Genomic DNA, 10,435 nt, shown 5'->3' with positions numbered 1-10,435 from the left:
TTGAAGCGGGATGGGGCCTGATGCCCTCACCCCGGCCCTCTCCCATAGGAAGAGGGGAAGAGCGGTTAGAAAGCCGTCTTACAAAAACCTGTCATCTCTTTCAGGCCCATTTCGCGGCCAAGCTCGGTCATCGGGTGTACCACCACCAGACCACGGACGCTTTTTTTCAGCTTGCCCATGTCGGCCTGTTCTTTTTTGGTAATCGCGCGGCGATGCGGCATGTTCATCAGCTTCTGCGCTTCTTTGCTCAGCTTCTGACCTTTCACTTCGCGCAGGCGCTCGATTTCTGTTTCCAGCGTGGCGGCTTCTTTTTCCAGCTCGGCGTACTTCTCGGCGGAATCGACCAGTGACAGGCCCGCCATCTGGTGGCGGATCAGATCCAGGCGGTCGCTCAGGCGTTTAATTTCGTTCTTTTCGACTTCTTTCATGACAAATGACTCTGAAAACGGGGAATTTACAGGGAAGGATACACCAATGTGAGCAGGCTTACTTCTGAAACGCTTTTTTTAAGCTGATTCGGGAAATCAGCTCAGTCAGGGAGAGAACCATCGTGGAACGGACAACCTGTTGATAACGCAGCTTTTGCATCGCGTATAGCTCAGGGTCGCTGTTATCAAAATGGGGAGCAGGAGGCAGCGCGGTGACGCAGTGCAGCTCGCCGAAGGGCCCCAGGATCTCATCATCGGTAAAGGTGTACTCGTTACCGTCATGATTGAGTTCTTCGCGCAGCGCCATTAACAGCTCCGCGTCTTCATACTCTTGCCGGTTCAGCACGCCAAGACCATAAATCAGCTTCAGACGCACGGACAAATCGCCCAGCGGTCCGTCTCCGTCCAGTAACGGTTCTACAGCATACTTTACCGCGTAGTCGTCTTTGCGAAACACCTGAAGCACCAGAATGTTCACCGCCTCGGTCAGTAATTCGACGGCGGCAATCAGGAAGCTTCGTACGGTTTTGCCAGCATTCAGACGCTCAAGCACACGATTTTCAAAGGCCTGGGTTTGTTCCATTATTGCCTGCATATCTGACAATCTATTATCTGGGCGCAGGCTAACCTGCGCCGCATTCTGCATCATTTGGTTGCGCTATATGCGTTAACCGCCTCCACAACCACGTCGCTGTTGGCGTCCAGACCGGAAATCTGCGCCAGCGCAGCCTGCGCGCCTTTGGTATCAATCAGCTGAGCCAGTTCCTGCGCCTGCGGGTCCTGCTCGCTGCGGTAGTGCATCGCCGCGGCAATCCCTTTCACCAGGTTGGCGTGCGGCAGGCCGTATTCCAGCGTGCCCAGCAGCGGCTTAATCAGGCGATCGCCCGCGCTCAGTTTACGCAGAGGCTGACGGCCCACGCGCTCAACGTCATCTTTCAGATACGGGTTTTCAAAGCGACCGAGGATTTTCTGGATGTATGCTGCGTGTTTCTCAGCATCAAAACCGTAGCGTTTGATCAGCACCGCGCCGCTCTCTTCCATTGCACCTTTTACCACAGCGCGGATCTTCTCATCGAGGATCGCGTCACGAATGGTCTGATGACCGGCCAATTTTCCGAGGTACGCGGTTATAGCATGCCCGGTGTTCAGCGTGAAGAGTTTGCGTTCGACAAATGCCATCAGGTTATCGGTTAATTCCATTCCCGGAATGGTCGGCAGGGCGCCTTTAAACTGGGTTTTATCTACGATCCACTCGCTGAAGGTTTCCACGGTCACTTCCAGCGGGTCGTTGGTGGCGGATTCAGACGGCGGAACGATGCGATCCACAGCGGAATCCACAAACCCGACGTGCGCTTCAACCCAGGCTTTGTCTTCGTCTGCTACAGCGTTAAGAACGTGGCCTTTCAGCTGCGTTGTGCCGCGCACCATGTTTTCACAGGCGATGATGTTCAGCGGAGTGTCGATGCCCTGCGCTTTACGTTTTGCCAGGCCTTTCGCGACTGCAGGGGCGATGCGCTCAAGGACAACCGGGCCTACCGCCGTGGTAACCAGATCAACGCTGGCGATAAGGTCGATAACGTCTTCACCGATGCTGCTGACCGCGTTGACGCCGGATACTGTCTCAACCTGCTCGTTTTCACCGACCACATGAACCTGATAGCTATGACGCGCATTCAGGGCATCCAGGACAACCTGATTCACATCGGCGAATGTCAGCGTAATGCCCGCGTCTGCCAGCAGTTTACCGATAAAACCACGACCGATATTACCTGCGCCAAAATGTAATGCTTTCATAGTGTTAACCTTCATCAATGTTTTTACCCGAGAGGGCTGGGGTGAGGAACGTTTCCCCTCACCCTAGCCCTCTCCCCTGAGGGGAGAGGGAAGAGAACTTATTTGTTCAGCAGAGCCAGCACTTCTTCCACGCTGGTGGTATTGGCCAGACGCTCAATGACGGACTCATCATCCAGCGCGTTGGTCAGGCTGGTAATCACCTGAATATGCTCGTTGTTGCGAGCGGCGATACCAATCACCAGACGGGCGATGTCATCTTCTTCTTCACCGAAGCGCACGCCCTGCGGATACTGACAGAATACGACGCCGGTTTTCAGGACGCGATCTTTCGCTTCAACCGTGCCGTGCGGCACCGCGATGGATTCGCCCAGGTAGGTTGGCGTCAGCTTTTCGCGTTCCAGCATCGCGTCAACATATTCAGGCTGAACGTAGCCGCCTTTCACCAGCTGCTCACCGGCAAAGCGAATCGCTTCTTCTTTGGTGGCCGCAGTACGACCGAGGAAGATGTTTTCCGCACCCAGTTTGAACAGGTGGGCGTTGCTCTCGTCAAAGCTGTCCTGCAGGCTGGAGCGCACTTTCACTTCGTTGTCTTCGTGACGCTGCGCCGCAACCAGACGTTCGGTCAGGCTGGAGTACAGGCCGCTGTCGAGGAAGTTGGTCAGCGAAATGTGCTGTGCCTGCGGTACCTGGCGCATGGCGCGTTCGGTCAGGTCGCGGTGCGTGATGACCAGGTCAACGTCCGGCGGCAGGCTGTTAATGGCGCTGTTGGTGACGGAGATGTTGGTCAGGCCCGCATCCTGCACTTTCTTACGCAGCACGCCTGCACCCATCGCGCTGGAACCCATACCGGCATCACAGGCAACGATGATTTTACGCACGTGGCTCAGGTCGTTAGAGACATCGCCCGCGGTCAGTGGGGTTGCGCCTTTGGATTCGGCTTTCATGTCGTGCATACGACGGGTTGCCGCTTCAATATCGTCGTCTTCTTTCACTTTGCTGGTTTTCAGCAGAATAGAAGAGACCACGAAGGAGACGGCCATGGCCGCACAGATGGCCGCGATGTTCGCGAAGTACGCCCCTTTTGGCGTCATCGCAAGTACCGCCAGGATAGAACCCGGAGAGGCCGGAGACACCAGACCGCCGCCCAGCACGCTCAGGGTGAACACGCCGGTCATACCGCCAAGGATAACGGCCAGGATCAGACGTGGGTTCATCAGCACGTACGGGAAGTAAATTTCGTGTATACCGCCCAGGAAGTGAATGATTGCCGCACCGCCAGCGGACTGCTTAGCGCTGCCGCGACCAAAGAACATGTACGCCAGCAGTACGCCCATACCCGGACCCGGGTTCGCTTCAATCAGGAAGAAGATGGACTTGCCGAGATCGTGAGACTGCTGAATACCCAGCGGCGAGAAGATACCGTGGTTGATGGCGTTGTTCAGGAACAGGATTTTAGCCGGTTCAACGAAGATAGACGCCAGCGGCAGCATGTCGTGCGCCACCATGAAGTTAACGCCGGCCGCCAGAATTTTGGACAGCACTTCAACCGCAGGGCCAATGCCGAGGAACGCCAGAATCGCGAGGATCATCCCGATGATGCCCGCAGAGAAGTTGTTCACCAGCATTTCGAAGCCGGATTTGATCTTACCATCAACCCAGACGTCGAATTTCTTAATCGCCCAGCCGCCCAGAGGACCGGCAATCATTGCACCGAGGAACATCGGCATATCCGCACCGACGATAACGCCCATGGTCGTGATAGCGCCCACTACGCCACCACGGTCACCGCCCACCAGACGACCACCGGTGAAACCGATGAGCAGCGGCAGGAGATAGGTAATCATTGGGCCAACAAGTTTCGCCAGCGTTTCGTTAGGCAACCACCCTGTCGGAATGAACAATGCAGTGATGATACCCCACGCGATAAACGCGCCGATATTTGGCATCACCATGTTGCTGAGGAAACGACCAAAGCTTTGAACTTTGATCTTGAAATCGGATGACATAAAACACCCCTTCTTCTGTTTACGCTTAGGCTTGCGGCCCGAGGTTTATTGTTAATGAGGCGGCAGAGGTAGCCGGGCCCTGTTCTGATGCTGTGAAATCTGGCACTGAATCGTTCAACTGTCCAGACAACGAAAATTTATGTGACGCGTATCACGTAAATGTAGGGGGTGTGGACATTAATGAGGTGATCTGAATCACAAAATGTATGGCCAAAAAAAATACGATGGCGAGAAAAGCGGCAAAAAACACCCTTTTATGTGATGAGTGTCACGCTTTGGTTTTGAAGGTTTGTTTCTGGATTGTGACTGATTTCACAAAATATTTTTATGCAGATTTCCCCGGCTGCGATCGGCGTCAGGATGACCTGGCACGACACGTTAAGCTAAAAAAACACTTTTGATGTGTGGTATGGCGAAAAGTTAAAACGTGGATTACGCTCATATTGTAAGGTTAAGTATATTATTATTCAGGATATATTTTGACACGCTTATAAACTTGCATGGAGATATTATAAAAACCGATACTCCCCGGCTCTGAAATAATCAGTATACTTTTTGTATTTAAAATAAATTAATTAGGCTGTGTACTGTTTTATTAATTTAATGAGTTGACGTTGTTTAAGTGAGGAGAATATGTTTCTCAACTATTTTGCGCTGGGCGTATTAATTTTTGTATTTCTGGTTCTGTTTTACGGAATCATCGCCATTCATGACATTCCTTATAATATGGCCAAAAAGCGTAACCATCCCCATGCCGATGCGATTCATACGGCAGGCTGGATTAGCCTGTTTACGCTCCATGCCATCTGGCCGTTCCTGTGGATTTGGGCCACGCTGTACCGTGAAGATCGCGGCTGGGGTATGCAAAACCACATTACAAAGCCTGATGAAGTCCCGGGCATGGATGCGCTCGCCAAACGCGTGGCGGAACTTGAACAAAAGCTGGCCGCGGTAAAGCCTGCTGCTGATAAGAACACGCTGGAGCGCTAATCATGGATCTGTTAATTATTTTGACCTATGTGGCATTTGCCTGGGTGATTTTTAAAATATTCCGTATTCCGGTAAACCAGTGGACGCTTGCCACCGCAACGTTAGGCGGGGTGTTTATTGTTGCCGGTCTTATTCTGTTAATGAACTATAACCACCCGTACACCTTTACGGCGCAAAAAGCGGTTATTTCTATTCCTGTTACGCCGCAGGTTACCGGGGTGGTCAGTGAAGTGACCGATAAAAATAACCAGCTTATTAAAAAAGGCGAAGTGTTATTTAAACTTGATCCGGGCCGCTACCAGGCGCGCGTCGACAGACTCCAGGCCGACCTGGTGACCGCGACGCACAACATCGACAATCTCAAAGCGCAGCTGGTGGAGGCCGTCGCTAATACCACGCGCGTCTCGGCAGAGCGTGACCGCCTGTATAAAGATTATCAGCGCTACCTGAAAGGCAGCCAGGCAAAGGTGAACCCGTTCTCTGAAAGCGATATCGACAACGCGCGGCAGAACTATCTGGCGCAGGATGCGCTGGTGAAAGGCTCCGTGGCTGAGCAGACGCAGATTCAAAGCCAGTTAGACAGCATGGTGAACGGCGAGCAATCGCAGATTGCCTCCTTACGTGCCCAGCTTGCCGAAGCCAAATACAATCTGGAGCAGACCGTGGTGCGTGCGCCGAGCGATGGTTATATCACCCAGGTACTGATTCGTCCGGGGACCTATGCCGCCGCGCTGCCTCTGCGTCCGGTGATGGTCTTTATCCCTGAACAGAAGCGTCTGATTGTGGCCCAGTTCCGCCAGAACTCGCTGCTGCGTTTGAAACCGGGCGATGAAGCGGAAGTGGTGTTTAACGCGCTGCCGGGTCAGGTGTTCTCCGGGAAGCTCACCAGTATTCTGCCGGTGGTGCCTGGGGGAACCTATCAGGCGCAGGGCGCGCTGCAGTCGCTGACGGTGGTGCCGGGTATGGACGGCGTTCAGGCGCTTATCGAGCTGGAGCCCAACGCCGAAGTCGATGCTCTGCCGGACGGTATCTATGCCCAGGTTGCAGTTTATTCGGACCATTTCGCCCACGTCTCGGTCATGCGAAAGGTACTGTTACGTATGACCAGCTGGATGCACTACCTCTATCTCGATCACTAATCCCTCCAGGGCAGGAATGCGGCATGCAAACCTGCCCTTTTTTCATCGCTTGATCCATACTGACTTTTTTCCGGCATCAAGGATCAGGCAATGAAACTCATCGGCAGCTATACCAGTCCCTTCGTGCGAAAAATCTCGGTTCTCCTGCTGGAGAAGGGGATTGAATTTGAATTCATTAATGAACAGCCCTACAACGCGGAAAACGGCGTCGCGCAGTATAACCCGCTGGGGAAAGTCCCGGCGCTGGTCACAGACGAGGGAGAATACTGGTTCGATTCCCCGATTATTGCGGAGTATATCGAGCTGCTGGGCGTTGCACCGGCTATGCTGCCAGCCGATCCAAAAGCGGCGCTGGCGGTTAAGCAGGTCGAAGCGCTGGCCGATGGCATTATGGACGCGGCATTAACCTCTGTACGTGAGCAGGCAAGGCCTGCCGCCCAGCAGTCGGAAACGGAGCTGTTACGCCAGCGTGAAAAAATCAGCCGCAGCCTGGACAGATGCGAACAGCTCATCCAGGAGGGAAAGATTCAAACCGACAGCCTGAACCTGGCGACCATCGCCATCGCCTGCGCTATCGGCTATCTCAACTTCCGCCGGGTTTCCCCTGGCTGGTGCGTTGACCGTCCGCTGCTTGTGAAGCTCGCAGAAACGCTCTTTAGCCGCGAGAGCTTTGCCCGCACCGAACCACCAAAGGCTTGATGCGGGTTATAACACTTCGACGTCGGAGGCGGTACAATCCCCCCACATGTTAACTCCCTCTCCCGTCGGGAGGGGGGAAGATATTCACTCGCCAGGCGCTTTCATGACTACTCATCAATCGCTGTACTGCCAGATCCCCGCTACCGACCGTCTTCTTCGCGATCCCCGCATTCATGCTGTTGTTGAGCGTTTCGGCCATACCGCGACGGTGGAGATGTTACGCCTGCTTCAGAATGAAGCCCGATGCGCTATTCAGGCCGAAAATGCCTTGCCCGACTGGTGTAATGCGTGGGAGCAAGAAGTGGAGCACCGGCTGGATGAGAAAGCGCAAAGCGCGCTACAGCCTGTGATTAACCTGACGGGTACCGTGCTGCACACTAACCTGGGGCGCGCGCAGCAGGCGGAAGAGGCCGTAGCTGCGGTCGTGCAGGCCATGCGAACGCCCGTGACGCTGGAGTACGATCTGGGCGGCGCCGGACGCGGGCATCGTGACCGGGCGCTGGCGGACCTGCTGTGCCAGCTGACCGGCGCGGAAGATGCCTGCATAGTGAATAACAACGCCGCAGCGGTACTGCTGATGCTGGCGGCGACCGCCAGCGGCAAAGAGGTGGTGGTTTCCCGCGGCGAGCTGGTGGAGATTGGCGGGGCGTTTCGCATTCCGGACGTGATGCGCCAGGCGGGCTGTACGCTGCATGAGGTGGGCACCACTAACCGTACTCATGCGAAAGATTATCGCGCGGCGGCGAATGAAAATACTGCCCTGCTGATGAAGGTTCACACCAGTAATTACCATATTGAAGGGTTCACCAAAACGGTTGACGAGGCCGGGCTGGCGGCGATTGGGCAGGAACTTAATATCCCGGTGATTGCCGATCTCGGCAGCGGCTCGCTGGTCGATCTCAGTCAGTACGGTCTGCCGAAAGAGCCGATGCCGCAAGAGATGATTGCTGCGGGCGTCAGCCTGGTCAGCTTTTCCGGCGACAAGCTGCTGGGCGGGCCTCAGGCCGGGATTATCGTCGGCAAGCGCGAGCTGATTGCGAAGCTGCAGCAGCATCCGCTCAAGCGCGCCCTGCGAGCTGATAAAATGACGCTTGCCGCGCTGGAGGCGACGCTGCGGCTCTATCTCCACCCGGAGAAACTGGCCGACCGCCTGCCCACGCTGCGTCTGTTAACCCGTGATGCCGCCTCGATTCGCGCCCAGGCCGAGTTACTGCTGCCGCGCATTGCCCCGCACTACCCCGATTTTGACGTTCGCATTGAACCCTGCCAGTCCCAGATTGGCAGCGGTTCGCTGCCGGTGGACAGGTTGCCGAGTGAAGCGCTCACGTTCACCCCGCGTGACGGGCGCGGCAGCCATCTTGAAGCCCTGTCGTCGCGCTGGCGTGGCCTGCCTGCGCCGGTTATCGGGCGAATTTACGATGGCCGAATGTGGCTGGATCTGCGCTGCCTTGAAGATGAAGAGCGATTTCTGGAGATGTTGTTGAAATGATTATTGCCACCGCCGGTCATGTCGACCACGGAAAAACCACGTTGCTGCAGGCGATCACCGGCATAAACGCCGACCGTCTGCCGGAAGAGAAAAAGCGCGGCATGACCATCGATCTGGGTTATGCCTACTGGCCCCAGCCTGATGGCCGCGTACTGGGTTTTATAGATGTTCCGGGGCATGAAAAGTTTCTGTCCAACATGCTGGCGGGCGTGGGGGGTATCGATTATGCCCTGCTGGTGGTGGCCTGCGATGATGGCGTCATGGCGCAAACCCGTGAGCACCTGGCGATCCTGCAGCTGACCGGCAACCCGCAGCTGACCGTGGCGCTGACCAAAGCCGATCGCGTGGATGACGCACGCGTCAGCGAGGTGCGCGAAACGGTACAGGCGACCCTGCGGGAGTATGGTTTTGCCGATGCACCGCTTTTTGTCACCGTGGCGACAGAAGGGCGCGGTATCGATGAACTTCGCCACCACTTACGGCAGCTTTCGTCGCGTGACCACGCCAGCCATCACCGCTTCCGTCTGGCCATTGACCGGGCGTTTACCGTCAAAGGGGCGGGTCTGGTGGTGACCGGTACGGCGCTGAGCGGTGAAGTAAAAGTGGGGGATAGCCTGTGGCTGACGGGCGTTAACAAACCGATGCGCGTGCGCGGCCTGCATGCGCAAAACCAGCCCGCAGAGCGCGCTCATGCCGGGCAGCGGATCGCGCTGAACATAGCCGGTGATGCGGAAAAAGAGCAGCTTAACCGCGGGGACTGGCTGCTGGCCGATGCTCCGCCTGAACCGTCTGAACGCGTCATCGTCTCCCTGCAGGCAAACGTGCCCCTGACCCAATGGCAGCCGCTGCATATTCACCACGCGGCCAGCCATATCACCGGCCGCGTGTCGCTGCTGGAAAACGACCTTGCCGAACTGGTATTCGATTCCCCGCTCTGGCTGGCAGACAACGATCGTCTGGTACTGCGTGATATTTCCGCGCGGGAAACGCTGGCCGGAGCACGGGTCGTCGCGCTGAATCCACCGCGACGCGGCAAGCGTAAGCCTGAATATCTGCAGTGGCTGGCAGCGCTGGCGCAGGCCAGCAATGATAACGCCGCGCTGCGGGTGCATCTTGAACGCGGTGCGGTGAGTCTGAGTGATTTTGCATGGGCACGCCAGCTGAGCGGGGAAGGCTTACGGCAGCTGACACAAGAACCGGACTTTATTCAGGCCGGCAACAGCCTGCTTAATGCCCCGGTTGCTGCACGCTGGCAGCGTAAGATACTGAACACGCTGGCGACGTACCATGAGCAGCATCAGGATGAGCCTGGCCCGGGCCGCGAGCGGCTGCGACGCATGGCGCTGCCGATGGAAGACGATGCGCTGGTGCTGCTGCTGATTGAAAACATGCGCGAAAGCGGGGCGATAAAAAGCCACCACGGCTGGCTGCATCTGCCGGATCACAAGGCCGGGTTCACCGCAGATCAAGAGGCAGTATGGCAAAAAGTGGCCTCGCTGTTTGGCGATGAACCGTGGTGGGTTCGCGATCTGGCCCGCGAAACGAATACCGACGAGCAGGTGATGCGTCAGGTATTGCGCCATGCGGCGCAGCAGGGACTGATAGTCGCGATCGTGAAAGATCGTTATTACCGTAACGATCGCATTGTGGCGTTTGCCAACCTGATCCGCGAGCTGGATCAGGAGCGGGGCTCTACCTGCGCGGCCGATTTTCGTGACCGGCTGAACGTGGGCCGCAAGCTGGCGATTCAGATCCTGGAGTATTTCAACCGCATTGGCTTTACCCGCCGTCGTGGTAACGATCATTTATTACGCGATTCGTTATTATTTCCTGAAACTCCGTGACCCCCGTCGTAAACGCCGTTACCGGTTGGCGAGAAAATCGCCAGCC

Annotated in this window: 9 protein-coding genes; 5 read left to right on the top strand and 4 right to left on the bottom strand. The window is 56.1% G+C overall.

Going from position 1 to position 10,435, the window contains the following annotated elements; all coding sequences use genetic code 11:
- Positions 1–65 precede the first annotated feature (65 nt).
- The 4 genes from UTM25_RS02065 to UTM25_RS02050 form a co-directional block, all read right to left on the bottom strand.
- The gene (locus tag UTM25_RS02065) at positions 66–428 is read right to left on the bottom strand and encodes a YibL family ribosome-associated protein (protein ID WP_010436679.1); all 363 of its coding nucleotides are present in this window, start codon (positions 426–428) and stop codon (positions 66–68) included.
- Between the two features lie 58 nt (positions 429–486).
- On the bottom strand, positions 487–1,077 hold the full coding sequence (gene mtlR, locus UTM25_RS02060) for a mannitol operon repressor MtlR (RefSeq protein WP_047347596.1): 591 nt from the start codon (positions 1,075–1,077) through the stop codon (positions 487–489).
- Positions 1,074–2,222, bottom strand: a complete 1,149-nt coding sequence (gene mtlD / locus UTM25_RS02055) for a mannitol-1-phosphate 5-dehydrogenase (protein WP_194401670.1) — start codon at positions 2,220–2,222, stop codon at positions 1,074–1,076. The genes mtlR and mtlD overlap by 4 nt, the downstream gene beginning before the upstream one ends.
- A 98-nt stretch (positions 2,223–2,320) precedes the next feature.
- Positions 2,321–4,228, bottom strand: coding sequence for a PTS mannitol transporter subunit IICBA (locus UTM25_RS02050; RefSeq protein WP_194401671.1), 1,908 nt, complete (start codon positions 4,226–4,228; stop codon positions 2,321–2,323).
- 633 nt (positions 4,229–4,861) lie between these two features.
- On the opposite strand from UTM25_RS02050, the gene UTM25_RS02045 reads away from it, so the two are divergent.
- The 5 genes from UTM25_RS02045 (at position 4,862) to selB (ending at position 10,389) form a co-directional block, all read left to right on the top strand.
- Positions 4,862–5,218 (top strand): DUF3302 domain-containing protein, encoded by a 357-nt coding sequence (locus UTM25_RS02045; protein WP_024906600.1) that lies wholly within the window; start codon positions 4,862–4,864, stop codon positions 5,216–5,218.
- Positions 5,219–5,220: 2 nt separating this feature from the next.
- Positions 5,221–6,357 (top strand): HlyD family secretion protein, encoded by a 1,137-nt coding sequence (locus UTM25_RS02040; RefSeq protein ID WP_194401672.1) that lies wholly within the window; start codon positions 5,221–5,223, stop codon positions 6,355–6,357.
- 90 nt (positions 6,358–6,447) lie between these two features.
- On the top strand, positions 6,448–7,056 hold the full coding sequence (locus UTM25_RS02035) for a glutathione S-transferase (protein ID WP_194401673.1): 609 nt from the start codon (positions 6,448–6,450) through the stop codon (positions 7,054–7,056).
- 103 nt (positions 7,057–7,159) lie between these two features.
- Positions 7,160–8,545, top strand: coding sequence for an L-seryl-tRNA(Sec) selenium transferase (gene selA / locus UTM25_RS02030; protein WP_194401674.1), 1,386 nt, complete (start codon positions 7,160–7,162; stop codon positions 8,543–8,545).
- Positions 8,542–10,389 (top strand): selenocysteine-specific translation elongation factor, encoded by a 1,848-nt coding sequence (selB, locus tag UTM25_RS02025; RefSeq protein ID WP_194401675.1) that lies wholly within the window; start codon positions 8,542–8,544, stop codon positions 10,387–10,389. Before selA ends, selB begins: the two co-directional genes overlap by 4 nt.
- Positions 10,390–10,435 lie beyond the last annotated feature (46 nt).

Origin of the sequence: Enterobacter sp. 61D5 (assembly GCF_034107965.1) — a bacterium.
GTDB lineage: Bacteria > Pseudomonadota > Gammaproteobacteria > Enterobacterales > Enterobacteriaceae > Enterobacter > Enterobacter cloacae_M.
The sequence above is the reverse complement of the archived record's forward strand: the minus strand, read 5'-3'. Positions and strand labels throughout refer to the sequence as shown.